The organism is Pseudomonas sp. UBA6562, from assembly GCF_002434265.1.
Classification (GTDB): Bacteria; Pseudomonadota; Gammaproteobacteria; order Pseudomonadales; family Pseudomonadaceae; genus Aquipseudomonas.
Map to the genome: position 1 here is coordinate 885,173 of NZ_DJJS01000006.1, position 22,658 is coordinate 907,830.

Consider the following 22,658-nt stretch of genomic DNA (forward strand, 5'->3'; position numbering starts at 1 on the left):
TGAATCTTCCAGTTCATGGCGTTGGCGCGCCCTCGCCGGGTGAATGCACAGGCACATGCTTCAGCCAGTGGGCTCGCACCGATGAGCGCAGCTTCCGTTACAGCCGTTCCAAAGGAGGTCATGGCCCTATCCTTGGCTAGGATATCGGATAGCTTTCATACGTACAGGGCAGTGACTGAGCAGAGTTCGTTGCGCGGGAGGGGCAGTAGAGAGGGTTTTCCGCTTGGAGCCCCGGAAGGCTCCAAGCAGAGACAGACTTCGATATTTACGAGCAACGGCGCGCTGCCTATCGGCTCCTCACTCCACCGTCACCGACTTCGCCAAATTCCGCGGCTGATCCACATCCGTCCCCTTCAGCACCGCCACGTAATACGACAGCAACTGCAACGGAATCGTATACAGAATCGGCGCCAGCGCATCGATGATGTGCGGCATGTTGATCACGTGCGTGCCTTCGCCATTGCTCATGCCCGCCTGCTCGTCGGCGAACACCACCAGCTCGCCGCCCCGCGCGCGCACTTCCTGCAAGTTCGACTTCAGCTTCTCGAGCAGTTCGTTGTTCGGCGCCACGGTGACCACCGGCATGTCGGCGTCGACCAGAGCCAGCGGGCCATGCTTGAGCTCGCCGGCCGGGTAGGCTTCGGCGTGGATGTAGGAGATTTCCTTGAGCTTGAGCGCCCCTTCCATGGCCACCGGGTATTGCGCGCCGCGGCCGAGGAACAGGGTGTGGTGCTTGTCGGCGAACAGCTCGGCGGTCTTCTCGACGGTGCCGTCCATCGCCAGGGCTTCGCCCAGGCGGGTCGGCAGGCGGCGCAGTTCGTCCACCAACTCGGCTTCGACGCCGGCTTCGAGGGTGCCGCGTACCTGGCCCAGAGCCAGGGTCAGCAGCATCAGCGACACCAGTTGGGTAGTGAAGGCCTTGGTCGAGGCCACGCCGATCTCAGGTCCTGCCAGGGTCAGCAGGGTCAGGTCGGATTCGCGCACCAGCGAGCTGATGCCGACGTTGCAGATGGCCAGGCTGCCGAGGAAGCCCAGGGCCTTGCCGTTGCGCAGCGCGGCCAGGGTGTCGGCGGTTTCGCCGGACTGGGAGATCGAGACGAACAGGGTGTCGGGCTGCACCACCACCTTGCGGTAGCGGAACTCGCTGGCCACTTCGACCTGGCACGGGATGCCGGCCAGGCTTTCCAGCCAGTAACGGGCGACCATGCCGGCATGGTAGCTGGTGCCGCAGGCGACGATCTGCACGTTGCGCACCTTGGCGAACAGCTCGGCCGCTTGCGGGCCGAAGGCCTGCACCAGCACGTGGTCCTTGCCCAGACGGCCTTCGAGGGTGCGCTGCACCACGTCGGGTTGCTCGTGGATCTCCTTGAGCATGAAGTGCCGGTACTGGCCCTTGTCGGCCGCTTCTGCGCCTTCGTGGTACTGCACGGTCTCGCGCTGTACGGCACGGCCGGCCTGGTCCCAGATGCTGACCTGCTCGCGCTGGATTTCGGCGATGTCGCCCTCTTCCAGGTACATGAAACGGTCGGTGACCTGGCGCAGGGCCAGTTGGTCGGAGGCGAGGAAGTTTTCCCCGATGCCCAGGCCGATCACCAGCGGGCTGCCGCTGCGCGCCGCCACCAGGCGATCGGGTTGCGCGGCGCTGATCACGGCCAAGCCATAGGCGCCATGCAGGCGCTGCACGGCGGCCTTGACCGCGTCGGTCAGGTCCGGGGTGGTCTTCAGGATGTTGTGGATAAGGTGGACGATGACCTCGGTGTCGGTCTCGGACGCGAACACGTAGCCCAGGCCCTTGAGCTCTTCGCGCAGAGCTTCGAAGTTCTCGATGATGCCGTTGTGCACCACCGCCACGTCATGGCTGGAGAAGTGCGGGTGGGCGTTGCGCTCGGTCGGCGCGCCGTGGGTGGCCCAGCGTACGTGGGCGATGCCCAGTTGGCCGGCCAGCGGGTCGGCGGCGACGGCGCTTTCCAGCTCGCGCACCTTGCCGGTGCGGCGGCAGCGCTGCAAACCCTGCTGGGCACCGAAGACCGCCAGGCCGGCGCTGTCGTAGCCGCGGTATTCCAAGCGCTTGAGGCCTTCGATGAGGATGGTCGAGATGTTGCGTTCGGCGACGGCGCCTACGATTCCACACATGGTTATTGCTCCTGGCTGATCGTGGCGCAGATCAGGGTCACGCCACGGGCTTTGATCTGTTCGCGTGCCTCGGCGGGCAGGCGGTCGTCGGTAATCAGGGTATTCACTCGGTCCCACGGCAACTCAAGGTTGGGGATCTTTCGCCCGACCTTGTCGGACTCCACCATCACGATCACTTCACGGGCCACCTCGGCCATCACCCGGCTCAGGCCCAGCAACTCGTTGAAGGTGGTGGTGCCGCGCTCCAGATCGATGCCGTCGGCGCCGATGAACAACTGGTCGAAATCGTAGGAACGCAGCACCTGTTCGGCGACCTGGCCCTGGAAGGATTCGGAATGCGGGTCCCAGGTGCCGCCGGTCATCAGCAGCACCGGCTCGTGCTCCAGCTCGCCGATGGCGCGGGCCACGTGCAGGGAGTTGGTCATCACCACCAGGCCCGGCTGGCGGCCGAGCTGGCCGATCATGGCGGCGGTGGTGCTGCCGCTGTCGATGATGATGCGCGCATGCTCGCGAATGAGCCCCACCGCGGCGCGGGCGATGGCCTGCTTATAGGCCGAGACGGGCTGCACGGGCTCGGCCAGCAGTTCCTGGGGCACGGTCACCGCGCCGCCATAGCGACGCAGCAGCAGACCGTTGGCTTCCAGGGCGGCGAGGTCCTTGCGGATGGTGACTTCGGAGGTTGCGAAGCGCTTGGCCAAGGCGTCGACACTGACCTCGCCCTGCTCGGCCAGCAAGGCAAGGATGTTATGGCGGCGCTGGGGCGTGTTACGTTTCGACATTGGAAGATTAAGTTTCGATTCGAAAGATAATGATCGCAATCAAAACTCAGATGGGTCGCTTCGTCAAGGACAGTTTGCTTGTGGATATCTGCCTCGCCTCAGATACACCTAACCCCATTAACGACGAAGCCGACTTATCCACAGTCGGCTCCGTTGCTGGCGAGTGCCCGATCAGGGCTTCTTGATCTTCATCGGGCGCTTCCATCCGTCGATATTGCGCTGCCGCGCGCGCCCCACCGCCAACTGCGCCGCTTCGACGTTCTGCGTGATGGTCGAACCCGCCGCCGTCGTGGCGCCCGAGCCGATATCCACAGGCGCCACCAGGGCGCTGTTGGAGCCGATGAACACGTCTTCGCCCAGCACAGTGCGGAATTTGTTCGCGCCGTCGTAGTTGCAGGTGATGGTGCCGGCGCCGATGTTGCTGCGCGCGCCGATTTCGGCGTCGCCCAGGTAGCTCAGGTGCCCGGCCTTGGCGCCCTCGCCCAGGTGCGCGTTCTTCAGCTCCACGAAGTTACCCACATGGGCCTTGGCATCGAGCACGCTGCCTGGGCGCAAGCGGGCGAACGGGCCGGCGTCGCTGCCCTCCCCCAGTACCGCGCCGTCGAGGTGGCTGTTGGCTTTGACCACCGCGCCTTTGCGCAGGGTGCTGTCCTTGATCACGCAGTTGGGGCCGATCTGCACGTCGTCTTCGATGACCACGGTGCCTTCGAGGATCACGTTGATGTCGATCAGCACATCGCGGCCGACGGTGACCTGACCCCGCACGTCGAAGCGCGCAGGATCGCGCAGGGTAACGCCCTGGGCCATGAGCCGGCCGGCTTCGCGGTACTGGTAGTGGCGTTCGAGCTCGGCCAGTTGCCGACGGTCGTTGGCGCCCTGCACTTCCATGGCGTGGTACGGCTGTTCGGTGGCGATCGTCAGGCCGTCGCCGACGGCCATGGCGATCACGTCGGTGAGGTAGTACTCGCCTTGGGCGTTGTCGTTCGACAGGCGATCCATCCAGTCGGCCAACCGCGCGGCCGGCAGCGCCAGGATGCCGGTGTTGCCCTCGCAAATGGCTTTCTGCGCTTCGCTGGCGTCCTTGTGCTCGACGATGGCGATCACGTGGCCTGCGTCGTTGCGCACGATGCGGCCGTAGCCGGTGGGGTCGTCCAGGGTGACGGTCAGCAAACCGAGCTGTCGCTCGGTGACCTTGGCCAGCAGGCGCTGCAGGGTGTCGACTTCGATCAAGGGCACGTCGCCGTAGAGCACCAGCACGGTGTCGGCAGTGATGGCCGGCAGCGCCTGGGCGACGGCGTGGCCGGTGCCCAGTTGCTTGTCCTGCATGACGAAATTCAGGTCGTCGGCCGCCAATCGCTCGCGTACCTGCTCGGCGCCGTGGCCGATCACCACATGGATGCCCTGGGGCTGCAGCTGGCGTGCGCTGTGGATAACGTGGCCGAGCATGGAATTGCCGGCGACCGGGTGCAGCACCTTGGGCAGCGCCGAGCGCATGCGCGTGCCCTGGCCTGCGGCGAGAATGACGATATCGAGAGACATGGAAACTACCAATGCTGGGCGGTCAGGCGCTGACCGATGGGAAATGGGACCGCGGAAAAAGAAAAAGGGTAGCCGATGGCTACCCTTTTTCTCAATCTACCTGAAGCCTGACGGTGTTAGCCGCCGAACTTCTTGCGGATCTGCTGGACGGTGCGCAGCTGCGCTGCAGCCTCGGCCAAGCGCGCGGACGCGGCGCTGTAGTCGAAGTCGGCACCTTTTTCGTTCAGGGCCTGCTCGGCTGCCTTGACGGCGTTCTGAGCAGAAGCTTCGTCCAGGTCTGCAGCACGTTGCACGGTATCGGCAAGCACCTTGACCATGTTCGGCTGCACTTCGAGGAAACCACCGGAGATGTAGAACACCTCGCGATCGCCGCCCTGCTTGGTCAGCGTGATCGGACCAGGCTTGAGATTGGTGATCAGCGGCGCGTGGCCCGGAGCGATACCAAGATCGCCCAGGTTACCGTGCGCAACTACCATCTCGACCAGGCCGGAGAAAATCTCTCCTTCCGCGCTGACGATATCGCAATGGACTGTCATAGCCATCTGCTTGCCTCAACCTGATTAGCGCCCCTTGCGGGGCGCCGGGATTACAGTTTCTTGGCTTTCTCAACCGCTTCTTCGATGCCGCCGACCATGTAGAACGCTTGTTCTGGCAGGTGGTCGTAGTCACCTTTGAGGATGCCGCTGAAGCCAGCGATGGTGTCTTTCAGGGAAACGTATTTGCCCGATGCACCGGTGAAGACTTCGGCCACGAAGAACGGCTGCGACAGGAAGCGCTGGATCTTACGAGCGCGCGATACCAGTTGCTTGTCGGCTTCGGACAGTTCGTCCATACCCAGGATGGCGATGATGTCTTTCAGCTCTTTGTAGCGCTGCAGGACATACTGGACGCCACGGGCGGTGTCGTAGTGCTCGTTGCCGATCACGTTCGGGTCCAGCTGGCGCGAAGTCGAGTCCAGTGGATCGACCGCTGGGTAGATACCCAGGGAGGCGATGTCACGGGACAGTACGACGGTGGCGTCCAAGTGGGCGAAGGTGGTCGCCGGCGATGGGTCGGTCAAGTCGTCCGCTGGTACGTATACCGCCTGGATCGAGGTGATCGAACCTTGCTTGGTGGAGGTGATGCGCTCTTGCAGAACGCCCATCTCTTCGGCCAGGGTCGGCTGGTAGCCTACTGCCGACGGCATACGGCCGAGCAGTGCGGACACTTCGGTACCGGCCAGGGTGTAACGGTAGATGTTGTCGACGAACAGCAGAACGTCGTTACCTTCGTCACGGAACTTCTCGGCCATGGTCAGGCCGGTCAGTGCCACGCGCAGACGGTTTCCTGGCGGCTCGTTCATCTGGCCGTAGACCAGCGCAACCTTGTCCAGAACGTTCGAGTCCTTCATCTCGTGGTAGAAGTCGTTACCCTCACGAGTACGCTCGCCCACACCGGCGAACACGGAATAACCGCTGTGCTCGATGGCGATGTTACGGATCAGTTCCATCATGTTGACGGTCTTGCCGACACCGGCACCACCGAACAGACCGACTTTACCGCCCTTGGCGAACGGGCAGACCAGGTCGATGACCTTGATGCCGGTTTCCAGCAGGTCGTTGCCGCCTGCTTGTTCAGCGAAGGAAGGCGCGGCGCGGTGAATGCCCCAGCGCTCTTCTTCGCCGATCGGGCCAGCTTCGTCGATCGGGTTGCCCAAGACGTCCATGATGCGGCCCAGGGTGGCCTTGCCGACTGGCACGGAGATGGCGGCACCGGTATCGGTGACGTCCAGACCGCGCTTCAAGCCTTCGGTGGAGCCCATCGCAATGGTACGAACCACGCCGTCGCCCAGCTGCTGCTGAACTTCGAGGGTGGTTTCCGCGCCTTGTACTTTCAGCGCGTTGTAAACACTCGGCACGACGTCACGTGGGAATTCCACGTCGATGACGGCGCCGATGATTTGAACGATACGTCCGCTACTCATAGCTGGATCCTCTGAATATGTGAACCGTTAAACCGCGGCAGCGCCGCCGACGATTTCCGAGATCTCCTGGGTGATCGCAGCCTGACGCGCCTTGTTGTAGATCAGCTGGAGTTCGCTGATCAGGTCACCGGCGTTGTCTGTGGCGTTCTTCATGGCGATCATCCGGGCCGCTTGTTCAGCGGCGTTGTTCTCGACCACCGCCTGATAGACCTGCGATTCCACGTAACGCACCATCAGGCCGTCCAGCAGCTCTTTGGCATCGGGTTCGTAGAGGTAGTCCCAGTGGTGCTTGAGTTCTTGATCCGGGGTTGCAACCAACGGTACCAACTGCTCGACCGTAGGTTTTTGCGTCATGGTATTGATGAACTTGTTCGACACCACGCTGAGACGGTCGATACGGCCATCGAGGTAGGCATCGAGCATCACCTTGACGGAGCCGATCAGATCGTTGATCGATGGCGCCTCGCCCAAGTGGCTGATGGCTGCTACGACGTTGCCGCCAAAGCTGCGGAAGAAAGCCGCACCCTTGCTGCCGATCACGCACAGGTCGACTTCGACGCCCTGTTCGCGGTTGTCGTTCATGTCCTTGACCAAGGCCTTGAACAGGTTGGTATTCAAGCCGCCGCACAGACCACGGTCACTGCTCACCACGATATAACCGGCGCGCTTCACAGGGCGGTCGATCATGAACGAGTGGCGGTATTCCGGGTTGGCGTTGGCCAGATGACCGATCACCTGGCGGATACGCTCCGCATAAGGACGGCTAGCAGCCATGCGCAGTTGAGCCTTGCGCATTTTGCTGACCGCCACTTTTTCCATGGCGCTGGTAATCTTTTGCGTGCTTTTGATGCTCGCAATCTTACTGCGAATCTCTTTTGCGCCTGCCATGTATCACCTATCAGGTTAGCAAGCGGGGGCACGAAGCCCCCGCTGCGGCTTACCAGGTCTGGGTGGCCTTGAACTTCTCGATGCCGGCTTTGAGGCCTGCGTCGATTTCGTCGTTGAAGTCGCCCTTGACGTTGATCTTGGCCATCAAATCGGCGTGATCGCGGTTGAAGAAGCCGATCAGTGCTTGTTCGAAGCTGCCGATCTTGGCGATTTCGACGTCGGTCAGGAAGCCACGCTCAGCGGCGTACAGCGACAGCGCCATGTCCGCGATGGACATTGGAGCGTATTGCTTCTGCTTCATCAGCTCGGTGACGCGCTGACCATGCTCGAGCTGCTTGCGGGTCGCTTCGTCCAGATCGGACGCGAACTGGGCGAAGGCCGCCAGTTCACGGTACTGAGCCAGCGCGGTACGGATACCGCCGGACAGCTTCTTGATGATCTTGGTCTGAGCGGCACCACCTACACGCGATACCGAAACACCGGCGTTCACTGCAGGACGGATGCCCGAGTTGAACATGGCCGATTCCAGGAAGATCTGACCGTCGGTGATGGAAATCACGTTGGTCGGAACGAACGCGGAAACGTCGCCCGCCTGGGTTTCGATGATCGGCAGTGCGGTCAGCGAGCCGGTCTTGCCGACTACGGCACCGTTGGTGAACTTCTCGACGTACTCTTCGGAAACGCGCGATGCACGCTCCAGCAGACGGGAGTGGAGATAGAACACGTCGCCTGGGTACGCTTCGCGTCCTGGCGGACGGCGCAGCAGCAGGGAGATCTGACGGTAGGCCACGGCCTGCTTGGACAGGTCGTCGTAGACGATCAGTGCGTCTTCGCCGCGGTCACGGAAGTATTCGCCCATGGTGCAGCCGGCATAAGGTGCCAGGAACTGCAGTGCGGCCGATTCCGAGGCGCTGGCGGCAACGATGATGGTGTTGGCCAGGGCACCGTTTTCTTCCAGCTTGCGCACGACGTTGGCGATGGTCGACTGCTTCTGGCCGACGGCCACGTAGACGCAGAAGATGCCGCTGTCTTTCTGGTTGATGATCGCGTCGATCGCCAGAGCGGTCTTACCGATCTGACGGTCACCGATGATCAGCTCGCGCTGGCCACGGCCGACCGGGATCATGGCATCGACAGCCTTGTAGCCAGTCTGTACAGGCTGGTCTACCGACTTACGCCAGATCACGCCCGGTGCGACTTTCTCGACGGCGTCGGTTTCGGTGGTGGCCAGTGGGCCCTTACCGTCAACCGGGTTGCCCAGGGCGTCGACGACGCGGCCCAGCAGGCCTTTGCCGACCGGCACTTCGAGGATGCGACCGGTGCACTTGGCGCTCATGCCTTCGGCCAGGGAGGTATAACCACCCAGGATGACGGCACCGACGGAATCTTGCTCCAGGTTCAGCGCCATACCGTAGACGCCGCCTGGGAACTCGATCATTTCGCCGTACATGACGTCGGCCAAGCCGTGGATCCGGACGATACCGTCGGAAACGCTGACTACGGTGCCTTCGTTACGGGCTTGGGAGCTGACATCGAGTTTCTCGATGCGGCCCTTGATGATTTCACTAATTTCGGAAGGATTGAGTTGCTGCATTGCTCTGCTGCCCCTTCAAACTCAAGATTTCAATGCTTCGGCCAGTTTCGCGATCTTGCCGCGAACAGAGCCATCGATTACCAGGTCGCCTGCGCGGATGACGACGCCGCCGATCAGGCTGGCATCCTCCGACGCGTGCAGGCGAACTTCCTGGCCTAGCCGTGCACTGAGAACCTTGGCGAGTTTGTCTTGCTGTTCTTGGTTCAATGCGAAAGCACTGGTGACTTCCACATCGACGGATTTCTCCTGTTCGGCCTTGTACAGGTCGAACAGCGACGCGATCTCCGGCAGAAGCAGGAGGCGGTCGTTTTCCGCAACGACGTGGATGAAATTACGTGCTTGTGCATCGAACTTGTCACCGCACACGTCAATGAACGTGGCGGCCTTTTCTGCGCTCGTCAGTCGCGGGGCCTTGAGCAGGCGCTGCATCGTATCGTCTTCCGATACCGCAGCAGCCAGGCCGAGCATGGCTGACCAATTGGCCAGTTGCTGCTGGGCCTGGGCATGCTCAAAGGCAGCCTTAGCGTAAGGTCGGGCCAACGTGGTCAGTTCTGCCATGATCGCCCTCGCTTAAATTTCAGCGGCCAGTTTGTTAACCAGCTCCGCATGCGCGTTTTGATCGATTGTGGCGCCAAGGATCTTTTCAGCACCGCCAACGGCCAGGGCACCCACTTGGGCACGCAGGGCGTCTTTGACGCTGTTCAGTTCCTGTTCGATCTCGGCCTGAGCCTGAGCCTTCACGCGGTCAGCTTCGACACGGGCCTGTTCACGGGCCTCGTCTACCAGCTGAGCAGCACGTTTCTTGCTCTGCTCAATGATTTCAGCCGCCTGTGCTTTTGCTTCGCGCAGTTGCTGACCCGCTTTTTCTTGGGCCAGCTCCAGGTCACGAGCAGCGCGGTTGGCAGCGTCCAGGCCGTCGGCAATCTTCTTCTGACGCTCGTGCAGAGCAGTGATGACCGGAGGCCATACATACTTCATGCAGAAGACGACAAAAATCAGGAAAGCAACGGATTGGCCAATCAGGGTTGCATTAATATTCACGCCAACACCTCGCTCGGTCTTCGTTCATCACAGCCATTCACTCGTTGGAAACGAGTGATCAGCCGGCGATCTGACCAACGAAGGGGTTTGCGAAGGTGAAGAACAGGGCGATACCAACGCCGATCATGGTTACGGCGTCGAGCAGGCCCGCAACGATGAACATCTTGACCTGCAGCATCGGCACCATTTCTGGCTGACGAGCAGCGCCTTCCAGGAATTTGCCGCCCAGCAGGCCGAAACCAATGGCGGTACCCAGAGCACCCAGACCGATCAGCAGAGCAACAGCGATAGCGGTAAGACCAACTACAGTTTCCATCTTTCCTCCCGACTTTTACGTCGTATTGGTTAGGTTTTTCAGTTTGAAGCGATAAACGGGATCGTTCGGTACAACTGCCCTTGCGGACGTTTTAAGCCCTCCCCCCAAACAGCGGGGGGAAGACTATCAGACACGCCAGGCGGTCTTAATGATTATCTTCGTGGGCCATCGACAGGTAGACGATGGTCAGCATCATGAAGATGAAAGCTTGCAGGGTGATGATCAGGATGTGGAACACCGCCCACGCCCACTGCAGCACCACACCCAGGCCGCTCAGCCAGAGCAGGCCGGAACCGAACATGACCGCGATCAGGATGAACACCAGCTCGCCGGCGTACATGTTGCCGAACAGTCGCAGTGCCAACGAGATCGGCTTGGCGATCAGGGTGACGAACTCGAGCAGGAAGTTGACCGGAATCAGCAGGATCTGCAGGAAGATGTTCTTGCTGCCGAACGGGTGCAGGGTCAGCTCACCGATGAAGCCGCCCAGGCCCTTGACCTTGATGCTGTAGAAGATGATCAGCGCGAACACGCAGAAGGCCATGGCCAGGGTCGCGTTCGGGTCGGTGGTGGAAACGGCGCGGAACGGAATGTGCGGATCGCCCGAGATCAGGATCGCCAGTTGCGGGATCCAGTCGACGGGAATCAGGTCGACGGCGTTCATCAGGAAGACCCAGACGAAAATGGTCAGCGCCAGCGGTGCGATCACCGGGCTGCGGCCGTGGAAGGAGTCCTTCACGCTGCCGTGGACGAAGTCCACCATCACTTCGACGAAGTTCTGCAGGCCGCCAGGCTGACCGGAAGTGGCCTTCTTGGCTGCCAGACGGAAGATGAACAGGAAGATCAGACCCAGGGCGACCGACCAGCCGAGCGTGTCCACGTGGAACGCCCAGAAGCCCATCGCTTTGGCTTCCGCAGCCGAATGGGCGAAGCCCCAGGTGCCGTCTGGTAGTTGACCGTAGGTCAGGTTCTGCAAGTGGTGCTGGATATAGCCCGAAGCGGTTTCTGCTGCCATGGTTGCCTCAAACGCCCTAAGGTCTCGAAAGTCTTTTATTCATGAGCAGGGGTGCGAACCAACTGACCAGAAGGGTCAGTACGAAGACGCCGAATACAGCCAGCGGCTCCAGGGGTTTCACGCCTGCGAAGGTCAGTGCGAACAGCACTGCCGTCAAAATCATCTTGCCTGCCTCGCCCGCATAGAACGACTTGACGATGGCCTGTGCTGCCCTGGCACCGCTGAAGCGGAATGCCTTCCAGGCGAAGTACAGATTCGGTAGCCAGGCAATCAGCCCTCCGCAGAGACTCGAATAGCCACCGACCGCGCCTTGCCACAGCCACAACACCAGAGTCGCCAGCAGGAAAACGATGCATTGAGCCAGCAGTACCGGAAAAACCGCCCAGCGATGGAAAGGCAGGCGGTTTGGCGTGCGGATTTCCATCACAACTGCTCCTCGAAAGTCGACCGTCAAGCCAGCAACGACTTGGCATAATTTGTGCCGACAAAATGCGCGCAGAGTATAGGGGTGGATTAACCCCTATTCAACTCTTGGTAGTGATTTCCGCCTACACGCTACAACCGCAATTGTTTCAGCGAATGTGGGCAAGTACGCCTTGCAACTCGTCCAGGGAGTTGTAGCGAATCACCAGCTGGCCTTTGCCCTTGTTGCCATGGCGGATCTGCACCGCAGACCCTAAACGCTCTGCCAAACGCTGTTCGAGGCGGGTGATGTCCGGATCAGACGGGCTCGCTTCGACCGGCTCAGTCGGCCCGTTGAGCCACTGGCGCACCAGTGCCTCGGTTTGACGCACGGTCAGCCCACGTGCGACAACATGACGCGCCCCTTCCACCTGCCGTTGTTCGTCCAGACCGAGCAGCGCACGGGCATGGCCCATTTCCAGATCGCCGTGGGCCAGCATGGTCTTGATCGCCTCGGGCAGCGAAATCAACCGCAGCAGGTTGGCCACGGTCACCCGCGACTTGCCTACGGCGTCGGCCACCTGTTGCTGGGTCAGCTCGAATTCCTGCTGCAAGCGTTGCAGCGCCATGGCCTCTTCCAGAGGGTTGAGGTCTTCGCGCTGGATGTTCTCGATCAGCGCCATGGCGATGGCCACCTCGTCGGCCACCTCGCGGACCATGGCCGGCACGCTGTCCAGCCCGGCCAGTTGGGTCGCGCGCCAGCGCCGTTCGCCGGCGATGATCTCGAAGCGCGACTCGCCGATGGGGCGCACCACGATCGGCTGCATCACCCCATGGGTACGGATCGACTGGGCCAGTTCCTCGAGCGCCTGCTGATCCATGTCACGGCGCGGCTGGTACTTGCCGCGCTGGATCTGCTCCACCGGCAGTTGCTGCAATTCCTTGCGGTCGATCTGGACAGCCTGCTCTTCGAGCGCGCTGACGGACGGACCGCTGAGCAGCGCATCCAGCCCACGTCCCAGACCTCGTTTCTTAACGGCCATGCGCGATCCTCAGAGTGCCTTCGCAGTGCGTGATTGACGTTGCCGACGCACCAGCTCGCCGGCCAGGGCCAGGTAGGCCTGGGCGCCGCGCGACGACTTGTCGTAGGCCAAGGCCGGCATGCCGTAGCTCGGCGCCTCGGCAAGGCGGATGTTGCGCGGAATGATGGTGTCGTAGAGCTGCGGACCGAAGTGTTCCTTGAGCTGCGCCGAGACTTCGTTGTTCAGGCTCAGGCGCGGATCGTACATGGTCCGCAGCAGGCCTTCGATGCGCAGCTCCGGGTTGAGCTTGGCGGCGATGCGCTTGATGTTGTCGACCAGGTCGCTCAGCCCTTCGAGCGCGTAGTACTCGCACTGCATGGGGATGATCACGCCATCGGAGGCCACCAGGGCGTTGAGCGTCAGCATCGAAAGCGACGGTGGGCAGTCGATGAGGATGAAGTCGTAGTTGTCGCGGATCGGCGCCAGCGCGTTGCGCAGGCGGCTCTCCTTCATCTGCATTTCCAGCAGCACCACTTCGGCCGCGGTGAGGTCGCGGTTGGCCGGCAGCAACTGGAACTCGCCATGCTCGGAATAGTGAATGGCCTGGCTCAGGTCGCACTCACCGATCAGCAGGTCGTACACCGAGTGTTCGAGCTCATGCTTGTCGACGCCGCTGCCCATGGTGGCATTGCCCTGCGGATCGAGGTCGATCAGCAGCACACGACGCTTGGTCGCCGCCAACGAGGCAGCGAGATTGATACAGGTGGTGGTCTTGCCCACGCCACCTTTCTGGTTCGCGATCGCGAATACCTTAGCCATTATTGCGCGTGTTCCCTGTCATGCCTTGCGGCGCAGTGTCAGTAAATGGCGCTGGCCCTGGCAACCGGGGACGGTCAAGGCCTGTTCGCTTTCCACTGTGAAGTCAGGCGGCAATGCTACCAGTTCATCGGCAGGATGCAGCCCCTTCATTGCGAGCCATTGCGTAGAGAGGTCGCCAAGGTGGCGTGTCCAGTTGGTGAAGTTCTCCATGCTGCTGAACGCACGAGAGACGATGCCACTGAAGGGTTCGGCAGGTTCGAAGGCTTCCACGCGGCTGTAGACAACGTGCAGGTTGTCCAGCTTCAGCTCCATTTTCACCTGGGTCAGGAAGCGGGTTTTCTTACCGTTGCTGTCCAACACCGTGACCTGCTTGTGCGGATGCAGGATGGCCAGGGGAATGCCCGGCATGCCGCCACCGCTGCCCACGTCCAGCCAACGCTGGCTGTCGCTGTGGATAAACGGCATGACGCTCAGGCTGTCGAGCAAGTGGCGCGAGACCATTTCGTCCGGATCGCGCACAGCGGTCAGGTTGTAGGCTTTGTTCCATTTGATCAACAGGCCCAGGTAGGCCAACAGCAGCTCGTGCTGACGCTCGGTCAGTGCTACGCCCAGCTGCTCGGCGCCTGTGGACAACTCTGCGGCGTGTTGCGGGGAAACCTGCGCGCTCAAACGTTCAACTCCAGTTCGCGACCGGCGCCGCGTTTCTTCAGATGGATCAGCAACAGGGAAATCGCCGCCGGCGTGACGCCTGGGATACGTGAAGCCTGCCCCAGGGTTTCGGGGCGGGTCTGGCCGAGCTTGCCCTGGATCTCCTTGGACAGACCGGAGATCCCGGCGTAGTCGATATCCACAGGCAGACGGGTGTCCTCGCTGGCGCGCAGGCGGGCGATCTCGTCCTGTTGGCGGTCGATGTAGCCGGCGTACTTGGTCTTGATCTCGACCTGCTCGGCCACCTGCGCCGGCACGGCTTCGCCGCCGGTCACTTCGATCAGCCCGGCATAGTCGACTTCCGGGCGGGTCAGCAGGTTGAGCAGGCTGTACTCATGGCTCAGGGGCGTGCCGAACTTTTCCGACACGGCATCGCCCTGCGGGGTATTGGGGCGCACCCAGGTGCTCTTGAGGCGCTGCTCTTCGCGCTCGATGCCTTCGCGCTTGGCGCAGAAGGCGGCCCAACGCGCGTCGTCGATCAGGCCCAGCTCGCGGCCCTTCTCGGTCAGACGCAGGTCGGCGTTGTCCTCGCGCAGGATCAGGCGGTATTCGGCCCGCGAGGTGAACATGCGGTACGGCTCTTGGGTGCCGAGGGTGATCAGGTCGTCGACCAGCACGCCGATGTACGCCTCGTCGCGGCGTGGGCACCAGCTGTCCTTGCCCTGCGCCCGCAGCGCGGCGTTGGTGCCGGCCAGCAAACCTTGCGCGCCGGCCTCTTCGTAACCGGTGGTGCCGTTGATCTGCCCGGCGAAGAACAGACCGGCGATGACTTTGGTTTCCAGGCTGTACTTGAGGTCGCGCGGGTCGAAGTAGTCGTATTCGATGGCGTAACCGGGACGCACGATGTGCGCGTTCTCCATGCCGCGGATCGAGCGCACCACTTGCAGTTGCACGTCGAAGGGCAGCGAGGTGGAGATGCCGTTGGGGTACAGCTCGTGGGTGTTCAGGCCTTCGGGCTCGATGAACACCTGATGGCTGTCCTTGTCGGCGAAGCGGTGGATCTTGTCTTCGATCGACGGGCAGTAGCGCGGGCCGATGCCTTCGATCATGCCCGAGTACATCGGCGAGCGGTCGAGGTTGGCGGCGATGATCTCGTGGGTACGCGCGTTGGTGTGGGTGATCCAGCAGCTGACCTGCCGCGGGTGCAGTTGCGCATCGCCCATGAACGACATGACCGGGATCGGCGTGTCGCCGGGTTGCTCGGTCATTACCGAGAAGTCCACCGAACGGCCGTCGATGCGCGGCGGCGTGCCGGTCTTCAGGCGACCGACGCGCAGCGGCAGTTCACGCATGCGCTTGGCCAGGGCCATGGCGGGCGGATCGCCGGCGCGGCCACCGGAGTAGTTCTGCATGCCGATGTGGATAAGTCCGCCGAGGAAGGTGCCGGTGGTCAGGACCACGGCGTCGGCATGGAAACGCAGACCCATCTGCGTGACCACGCCTTTGACCTCGCTCTGTTCGACGATCAGGTCGTCGCAGGCCTGCTGGAATATCCACAGGTTGGGTTGGTTTTCCAGAATCTCGCGCACCACTGCCTTGTAGATGGCGCGGTCCGCCTGGGCACGGGTGGCCCGCACCGCAGGGCCTTTGCGGTTGTTCAATACGCGGAACTGGATACCGCTCATATCGGTGGCCAACGCCATGGCGCCGCCGAGCGCATCGATCTCCTTGACCAGATGGCTCTTGCCGATACCGCCGATGGCGGGGTTGCAGCTCATGTGACCGAGGGTTTCCACGTTGTGGGTCAGCAACAGGGTTTTCACACCCATGCGTGCTGAGGCAAGCGCAGCCTCGGTACCGGCATGGCCGCCGCCGATGACGATCACTTCAAAACGGGAAGGGAAATCCACCACGCACCTCGTGCCTGTTTTTGCGAATAAAGAAGGTAAGCCGGCAAGTATAGGGAATTCACCCCTCCCAAAGAAACCGTCTGAGCAAAATTTGATCAGGCTGTGGATGAGTGGCAGTTATAGAAATTAACAAGGTAGATATTTAAAAAGCTTTACTGCTGTTACTACTCTTATGCACACCTTTATCTGTGGATAGATCTATAGAAGCCTTTTAATACGTGGCATACAGCGTTTCAAAACCCTGTGGCTCACTGCCTATGAGCCATCTGCACAAGTCTGTGTAGCCTGTGTATAACTAGCCTATTTACACACAACGTGTTTTTTCCTCAGGCAAAGAGCCTGCTTATCAACTGAGCTTAGGCACAGTTTTCCACAGGGCTTAGCCTGGGTGTAATGAGCAAGCGATGGGGTATGGGAAGGTGCAGCGAGAGGAAGAAACGCGGCGTGCCTGTGCATAAGCGGCACGGATCGGCGCTACCCCCTCACGGACGAAGGGGGCGAACGGCGCCGAAGGTCATTTGCCGATACAGAAACTCGAGAAGATACGACCGAGCAGATCGTCCGAGCTGAACGCGCCGGTGATCTCGCCCAAAGCCTGTTGAGCCTGTCGCAGGTCTTCGGCCAGCAGCTCGCCGGCGCCCGCCAGGGTCAGCTGGGCGTGCCCGTGCTGGAGATGGTCGCTGGCCAGGCGCAAGGCCTCCAGATGGCGACGACGGGCGCTGAAACCGCTCTCTGCGGTCTGCTCGTAGCCCATGCAGGCCTTGAGGTGTTCGCGCAGCAGTTCGAGGCCCTGGTCGCCCTCCTTGGCGCTCAGGGTGATGGTGACGTGGCCGTCTGCGCCTTGCTGCAAGCCGACCGCTTCGCCGCTCAGGTCGGCTTTGTTACGGATCAGCGTGACCGTACCGGGCGCGGGCCGCTGCACCAGGAACTCGGGCCACAGCGCGAATGGGTCGGCCGCTTCCGGCGCCGTGGAGTCCACCACCAGCAGCACCCGATCGGCCTCGCCGATGGCCTTGAGGGCGCGCTCCACCCCGATGCGCTCGACCTGATCGCTGGTGTCGCGCAGCCCTGCGGTATCGACCACGTGCAGCGGCATGCCGTCGATGTGGATATGTTCGCGCAGGATGTCCCGCGTGGTACCGGCGATGTCGGTGACGATGGCCGCTTCGCGCCCTGCCAGCTGGTTGAGCAGGCTCGACTTGCCGGCATTGGGCCGGCCGGCGATCACCACCGTCATGCCGTCGCGCAGCAAGGCACCCTGCCCGGCTTCGCGCTGCACTGTGGACAACTCGCGGCGCACCGCTTCGAGCATCGACAGCACATGGCCGTCGGCGAGAAAGTCGATTTCCTCTTCCGGGAAGTCGATGGCGGCCTCGACGTAGATGCGCAGCGCGATCAGCGCCTCGGTCAGGGAATGCACGCGTTTGGAAAACTCGCCTTGCAACGAACGCAAGGCATTGCGCGCCGCCTGGGCCGAGCTGGCTTCGATGAGGTCGGCGATGGCTTCGGCCTGGGCCAGGTCGAGCTTGTCGTTGAGAAACGCCCGCTCGCTGAACTCGCCGGGCCGCGCCAGGCGGCAGCCCAACGCCACGCAGCGCTGCAGCAGCATGTCCAGTACCACGGGCCCGCCATGGCCTTGCAGCTCCAGCACGTCTTCGCCCGTGAAGGAATTGGGGCCAGGGAAGAACAACGCGATGCCTTCGTCCAGCACTAGGCCGTCTTCGGCGCGGAACGGTCCGTAGTGGGCATGGCGGGGCGTGAGCGCCCGGCCGGTGATGATCTCGCCGGCTTTCTTGGCCAGCGGCCCCGAAAGCCTGACGATGCCGACGCCACCCCGACCTTGAGCGGTCGCGATGGCGGTGATGGTTTCACGCGCGGTGTGCATGCTCGAAAGCCTCCATTGGCTGAATCACAGATAGCAAAACGCCCCACGATGGGGGCGTTTTTATTCACAGGTTAGACCGCAGCCTGTCAGACGACCGCTTTCTTGTTGGCCGCCTCGATGCGACGGGTGATGTACCACTGCTGCGAAATCGACAGGCAGTTGTTCACAACCCAGTACAGCACCAGACCAGCCGGGAACCACAGGAAGAAGAAGGTGAAGACGATCGGCATCATTTTCATCACCTTGGCCTGCATCGGATCGGGCGGCGTCGGGTTCAGGCGCTGCTGGATGAACATGGTGGCGCCCATGATGATCGGCAGGATGAAGAACGGATCCTTGATCGACAGGTCGGTGATCCACAGGATCCACGGCGCCTGGCGCATCTCGACGCTTTCCAGCAGTACCCAGTACAAGGACAGGAAGACCGGCATCTGCACCAGAATCGGCAGGCAGCCGCCCAGCGGGTTGATCTTCTCTTTCTTGTACAGCTCCATCATCGCCTGGGACATCTTCTGGCGATCGTCACCGAAGCGTTCCTTGAGCGCGGCCAGTTTCGGCGCCACGGCGCGCATGCGGGCCATGGAACGGTAGCTGGCGGCGGACAGCGGGAAGAACAGGCCTTTGATCAGCATGGTCAGCACGATGATCGACCAGCCCCAGTTGCCCAGGATGCTGTGGATATGTTGCAGCAGCCAGAAGATCGGCTGGGCGATGAACCACAGGAAGCCGTAGTCGACGGTCAGTTCCAGGCCTGGGGACAACGCTTTGAGTTTGGCCTGGCTCTTGGGGCCGGCGTACAGCACGGCGCTGGTTTCGGCTTTGCCGCCGGCCGGCACGCTGATGGCCGGGCCGGTGTAACCGATGATGTAGTTGCCCTGGCTGTCTTTGCGCGTCTGCACCACGTTGTTTTCGGACTTGGCGGGAATCCACGCGGTCACGAAGTAGTGCTGCAGCCAGGCGACCCAGCCACCGGATACGGTTTCCTGCAGGCTGCCCTTGTCCATGTCTTTCATCGACACTTTCTTGTAGGGCTCTTCCTTGGTCCACAGCGCCGCACCCAGGTAGGTGGCGGTGCCGGTCGCGGTGCTCGAGGAAGGATCGGAGCTGGCGTCACGCTTGAGCTGGGCGAACAGGTTGCCGTTCCAGGCCTGAGCGCTCTGGTTGTCGATCAAGTAGCTGACGTTCAGGTCGTACTCGCCGCGCTTGAAGGTGAAGCGCTTGATGTAGTTGACGCCGTTGTCGCTGAACGTGAGGTCGACCACCAATTGCTGCTGACCGTCGGCCAGTTGGTAGCTCTTCTGCTCGGCGGCGTACAGCGGGCGACCGCTGCTGCGGGCATCCGGGCCGTTGGCGCCGGTCAGGCCGCTTTGCGCGAGGTAGACGCGCTCGCCACCGTTGTCGAACAGCTGGAAAGGAATTTCCGGATGGTCTTGGCGACGTGGGTAGGTGGGCAGGGTCAGCTGGACGACATCGCCACCGACCGGGTCGATAGCCAGGTTCAGGACATCCGTCTTGATCCGGATCAGGTCCTTGCTGACCGCCACGGGGGCCAGTTCGGTCGGGCTGGATTCAGCAGTGGTGCTCGGCACATCGGCGTTGGCACCGCTGTTACCGGTCGCCGTGGTGTCCGGCAAAGCCGGGGCGGCGTTATTGGCAGCAGCATGCTGAGTCGGCAAGGCGGCCTGCCCGTAGTTCTCGTTCCATTTCAGGACCAGAACGTAGGACACGATTGCCAGGGCGACGATCAGGATCGTGCGTTTAATATCCATGATTACTCGGCTATCGAAGAAGTTCGGGAGGAAGGCGCTGGCGGAACGGGATCATAACCACCGTCGTTCCACGGATTACATCGCCCCAGGCGACGAACGGTTAGCCACCCACCACGCAAGAGGCCATGGGTTTCGATGGCTTCATAGGCGTAACAGGAGCAACTGGGGTAGAAACGACAGTGACTGGCCATCAGTGGACTAATGGCGTAGCGGTAAAACTGGATCGGGACGAGTGCCAGTTTACGCATCGTGACTGTCTACCCCTGCGGTGTCGGCAGTGACCGCTGGAGAGGGACGACTGCGTACGAGCCGTTTCCAGAGCTTGCCAAAATGTTGGTGCAATTCTGGGTTTTCTATCTCGCCCAACCCCTTGCGCGCGACGATCACGATGTCGAGACCAGCAAGGCTCTGCTGGTTCCGGCGAAAGGAATCACGCATCAAACGTTTGAGGCGATTGCGCTGAACAGAGAGCTTGACGCTCTTTTTCCCGATCACCAGGCCTAGCCGTGGCAGGTCGAGACCGTTTTCACGCGCAAGGATCAGCAGGTTTTTCCCTGGAACCTTGCCGGTTGGGGAGTCGAAGACCGCTTTGAAGTGCCGAGGTATAAGCAGTCGCTTATCCCGACTGAAGTCCTGACTCACCACCTGTGCCGGAGAATCAAACAGCCAGACGCTTACGGCCTTTGGCACGACGACGCGACAGGACGGCGCGGCCGTTCTTGGTGGCCATACGGGCACGGAAGCCGTGGGTGCGAGCGCGTTTGATGGTGCTGGGTTGGAAAGTACGTTTCATGGCGTGCTACCTGGTTTGTAAACAACGGGTCGGAATGACCCCTTTTTAAGAGACCGGCGATTCTAGAGAAAGCAAGGCCATAGGTCAATTTCCAACCAGCCTTTACTTGTGACCTGTGGTCGGCGAGCCGACTGGCGGAGCGAGACCGATTTTTTCGTCGGTCCACGAACCGGACAACATTGAAAATAAAGAGAGAGATATAAAAAGCTTTTTTAAAGAATCTATAACTCTTAGGCAGCCCCCTATCTGTGGATAACCTTCGCAAGACCAGATAATTCAAGCTGTACAGAGGATGACAAGTCTGTCCGTAATCGGTGCTGTGGATGTGCTGCACCTGCGCTCAACCTGTGGACATCTTGACTATTTATCCACATCCGACTTATACACAGGCTATGGGCCCGGGTTGTGCATAGCCCTCAGTAGTGGTTATCCACAGAGCTTATGCACAAGATAAAACGGTATATACGTCAAAATATGGCGTATTCGTCTTAGCTGAACTCGCTGTGACGTGTGGATAAGTTTCCCTCGCATCGGTACAATAGCCGGCTTGTTTTGGCCTAGCGGCTCTCAAATTCAGGGGATACCTGTGTCAGTGGAACTTTGGCAGCAGTGCGTCGAGCTCTTGCGCGATGAGCTGCCTGCTCAACAATTCAACACCTGGATACGTCCACTGCAGGTCGAAGCCGAAGGCACCGAGCTGCGCGTCTATGCGCCCAACCGCTTCGTGCTCGACTGGGTGAACGAAAAGTACCTTGGCCGCTTGCTCGAGCTGATCGGTGAGCATGGCAACGGCATGGCCCCCGCCCTTTCCTTATTAATAGGCAGCAAGCGCAGTTCCGCACCTCGCGCGGCGCCCAATGCGCCGGTCAGCGCGGCCATGGCGGCGGCCAATCAGCAGCAGGTCGTCACGCCCGCCAATGTGCCGGTCAGCGAGCCTGTGCATAAGCCGGCCCTCGAGTTCGGTCAGGGCAACCAGGTCGACCATGCGTCGTCCCGGGACAGTTTCGACGCCATGGGTGACAGCACGCCTGCACCTGCGCCCAGCCCGCGTACCGAACAGCGCACCGTGCAGGTCGAGGGCGCTCTCAAGCACACCAGCTACCTGAACCGTACTTTCACCTTCGAAACGTTCGTCGAGGGCAAGTCGAACCAGTTGGCGCGTGCCGCCGCCTGGCAGGTCGCCGACAACCCCAAGCATGGCTACAACCCGCTCTTCCTTTATGGCGGCGTGGGTTTGGGCAAGACGCACCTCATGCATGCTGTGGGTAACCACCTGCTGAAGAAGAACCCGAACGCCAAGGTCGTTTACCTGCATTCCGAGCGCTTCGTCGCGGACATGGTCAAGGCGCTGCAGCTGAACGCCATCAACGAATTCAAGCGCTTCTACCGTTCGGTGGACGCTTTGCTGATCGATGACATCCAGTTCTTCGCACGCAAAGAGCGTTCCCAGGAGGAGTTCTTCCACACCTTCAACGCCCTGCTCGAAGGGGGCCAACAGGTGATCCTCACCAGCGACCGTTATCCCAAAGAGATCGAGGGCCTCGAAGAGCGTCTGAAGTCGCGTTTCGGTTGGGGCCTGACGGTCGCGGTCGAACCGCCGGAGCTGGAAACCCGGGTCGCCATTCTGATGAAGAAGGCCGACCAGGCTAAGGTCGACCTGCCTCACGACGCGGCGTTCTTCATCGCCCAGCGCATCCGCTCCAACGTGCGCGAGCTCGAAGGTGCGTTGAAACGGGTGATCGCCCATTCGCACTTCATGGGCCGCGACATCACCATCGAGCTGATCCGCGAGTCGCTCAAGGACTTGCTGGCGCTGCAAGACAAACTGGTCAGTGTGGATAACATCCAGCGCACCGTGGCGGACTACTACAAGATCAAGATCTCCGATCTGTTGTCCAAGCGTCGCTCGCGCTCGGTGGCCCGTCCTCGTCAAGTGGCCATGGCGTTGTCCAAGGAACTGACCAACCACAGTCTTCCCGAGATCGGCGATATGTTCGGCGGCCGCGACCACACCACGGTGTTGCATGCCTGCCGCAAGATCAACGAACTCAAGGAATCCGACGCGGACATCCGCGAGGACTACAAGAACCTGCTGCGTACGCTGACCACCTGATGCGTATGCGCACCGCTTATTGAAGGCAA

Annotated in this window: 22 protein-coding genes; 1 reads left to right on the forward strand and 21 read right to left on the reverse strand. The window is 61.4% G+C overall.

Features of this window, described 5'->3' with window-relative positions; genetic code table 11:
- Window positions 1-297: 297 nt before the first annotated feature.
- The 21 genes from glmS to rpmH all read right to left on the reverse strand — a co-directional run bounded on the left by glmS (window position 298) and on the right by rpmH (window position 20,516).
- Window positions 298-2,133, reverse strand: coding sequence for a glutamine--fructose-6-phosphate transaminase (isomerizing) (gene glmS, locus B4M43_RS11440; RefSeq protein WP_296267072.1), 1,836 nt, complete (start codon window positions 2,131-2,133; stop codon window positions 298-300).
- A 2-nt stretch (window positions 2,134-2,135) separates the two neighbouring features.
- Window positions 2,136-2,912 carry a DeoR/GlpR family DNA-binding transcription regulator gene (locus B4M43_RS11445; RefSeq protein ID WP_296267073.1) on the reverse strand — a complete coding sequence of 259 codons (777 nt, stop codon included), beginning with the start codon at window positions 2,910-2,912 and terminating at the stop codon, window positions 2,136-2,138.
- Between the two features lie 171 nt (window positions 2,913-3,083).
- On the reverse strand, window positions 3,084-4,451 hold the full coding sequence (gene glmU, locus B4M43_RS11450) for a bifunctional UDP-N-acetylglucosamine diphosphorylase/glucosamine-1-phosphate N-acetyltransferase GlmU (protein WP_296267074.1): 1,368 nt from the start codon (window positions 4,449-4,451) through the stop codon (window positions 3,084-3,086).
- A gap of 116 nt (window positions 4,452-4,567) precedes the next feature.
- Window positions 4,568-4,993: a F0F1 ATP synthase subunit epsilon gene (locus B4M43_RS11455; protein WP_296267075.1), complete on the reverse strand. Its 426-nt coding sequence runs from the start codon at window positions 4,991-4,993 to the stop codon at window positions 4,568-4,570.
- A gap of 44 nt (window positions 4,994-5,037) precedes the next feature.
- Window positions 5,038-6,414, reverse strand: a complete 1,377-nt coding sequence (gene atpD, locus B4M43_RS11460; RefSeq protein WP_296267076.1) for a F0F1 ATP synthase subunit beta — start codon at window positions 6,412-6,414, stop codon at window positions 5,038-5,040.
- A 27-nt stretch (window positions 6,415-6,441) separates the two neighbouring features.
- Window positions 6,442-7,302, reverse strand: a complete 861-nt coding sequence (gene atpG / locus B4M43_RS11465; RefSeq protein WP_296267077.1) for a F0F1 ATP synthase subunit gamma — start codon at window positions 7,300-7,302, stop codon at window positions 6,442-6,444.
- A gap of 49 nt (window positions 7,303-7,351) precedes the next feature.
- Window positions 7,352-8,896, reverse strand: coding sequence for a F0F1 ATP synthase subunit alpha (atpA, locus tag B4M43_RS11470; RefSeq protein ID WP_296267078.1), 1,545 nt, complete (start codon window positions 8,894-8,896; stop codon window positions 7,352-7,354).
- 21 nt (window positions 8,897-8,917) lie between these two features.
- Entirely contained in the window at window positions 8,918-9,454 is a 537-nt protein-coding gene (locus tag B4M43_RS11475; protein WP_296267079.1) for a F0F1 ATP synthase subunit delta, read from the reverse strand.
- Window positions 9,455-9,466: 12 nt separating this feature from the next.
- Complete coding sequence (locus tag B4M43_RS11480) at window positions 9,467-9,937, reverse strand: F0F1 ATP synthase subunit B (RefSeq protein WP_296267080.1); 471 nt, start codon at window positions 9,935-9,937, stop codon at window positions 9,467-9,469.
- 58 nt (window positions 9,938-9,995) lie between these two features.
- Entirely contained in the window at window positions 9,996-10,253 is a 258-nt protein-coding gene (atpE, locus tag B4M43_RS11485; RefSeq protein WP_003097235.1) for a F0F1 ATP synthase subunit C, read from the reverse strand.
- 145 nt (window positions 10,254-10,398) lie between these two features.
- Entirely contained in the window at window positions 10,399-11,268 is an 870-nt protein-coding gene (gene atpB / locus B4M43_RS11490; RefSeq protein WP_296267082.1) for a F0F1 ATP synthase subunit A, read from the reverse strand.
- Window positions 11,269-11,284: 16 nt separating this feature from the next.
- Window positions 11,285-11,692, reverse strand: a complete 408-nt coding sequence (locus B4M43_RS11495) for a F0F1 ATP synthase subunit I (RefSeq protein WP_296267084.1) — start codon at window positions 11,690-11,692, stop codon at window positions 11,285-11,287.
- 148 nt (window positions 11,693-11,840) lie between these two features.
- Window positions 11,841-12,713 (reverse strand): ParB/RepB/Spo0J family partition protein, encoded by an 873-nt coding sequence (locus B4M43_RS11500; protein WP_296267086.1) that lies wholly within the window; start codon window positions 12,711-12,713, stop codon window positions 11,841-11,843.
- A 9-nt stretch (window positions 12,714-12,722) separates the two neighbouring features.
- A complete protein-coding gene (locus tag B4M43_RS11505; RefSeq protein WP_296267088.1) occupies window positions 12,723-13,511 on the reverse strand; it encodes a ParA family protein in 789 nt (262 codons plus the stop codon).
- A gap of 18 nt (window positions 13,512-13,529) precedes the next feature.
- Window positions 13,530-14,180: a 16S rRNA (guanine(527)-N(7))-methyltransferase RsmG gene (rsmG, locus tag B4M43_RS11510; RefSeq protein ID WP_296267089.1), complete on the reverse strand. Its 651-nt coding sequence runs from the start codon at window positions 14,178-14,180 to the stop codon at window positions 13,530-13,532.
- Complete coding sequence (gene mnmG, locus B4M43_RS11515) at window positions 14,177-16,069, reverse strand: tRNA uridine-5-carboxymethylaminomethyl(34) synthesis enzyme MnmG (protein ID WP_296267091.1); 1,893 nt, start codon at window positions 16,067-16,069, stop codon at window positions 14,177-14,179. Before mnmG ends, rsmG begins: the two co-directional genes overlap by 4 nt.
- Window positions 16,070-16,583: 514 nt before the next feature.
- Window positions 16,584-17,954: a tRNA uridine-5-carboxymethylaminomethyl(34) synthesis GTPase MnmE gene (mnmE, locus tag B4M43_RS11520; RefSeq protein ID WP_296267093.1), complete on the reverse strand. Its 1,371-nt coding sequence runs from the start codon at window positions 17,952-17,954 to the stop codon at window positions 16,584-16,586.
- A gap of 86 nt (window positions 17,955-18,040) precedes the next feature.
- A complete protein-coding gene (gene yidC, locus B4M43_RS11525; RefSeq protein ID WP_296267095.1) occupies window positions 18,041-19,723 on the reverse strand; it encodes a membrane protein insertase YidC in 1,683 nt (560 codons plus the stop codon).
- 2 nt (window positions 19,724-19,725) lie between these two features.
- Complete coding sequence (gene yidD / locus B4M43_RS11530) at window positions 19,726-19,971, reverse strand: membrane protein insertion efficiency factor YidD (protein ID WP_081673786.1); 246 nt, start codon at window positions 19,969-19,971, stop codon at window positions 19,726-19,728.
- The gene (gene rnpA / locus B4M43_RS11535; RefSeq protein WP_296267331.1) at window positions 19,964-20,368 is read right to left on the reverse strand and encodes a ribonuclease P protein component; all 405 of its coding nucleotides are present in this window, start codon (window positions 20,366-20,368) and stop codon (window positions 19,964-19,966) included. The genes yidD and rnpA overlap by 8 nt, the downstream gene beginning before the upstream one ends.
- A 13-nt stretch (window positions 20,369-20,381) precedes the next feature.
- Window positions 20,382-20,516, reverse strand: a complete 135-nt coding sequence (rpmH, locus tag B4M43_RS11540) for a 50S ribosomal protein L34 (RefSeq protein WP_002551315.1) — start codon at window positions 20,514-20,516, stop codon at window positions 20,382-20,384.
- Window positions 20,517-21,102: 586 nt separating this feature from the next.
- Between rpmH and dnaA the strand changes: the two genes are divergently transcribed.
- Complete coding sequence (gene dnaA / locus B4M43_RS11545; RefSeq protein WP_296267099.1) at window positions 21,103-22,629, forward strand: chromosomal replication initiator protein DnaA; 1,527 nt, start codon at window positions 21,103-21,105, stop codon at window positions 22,627-22,629.
- Window positions 22,630-22,658: the final 29 nt, after the last annotated feature.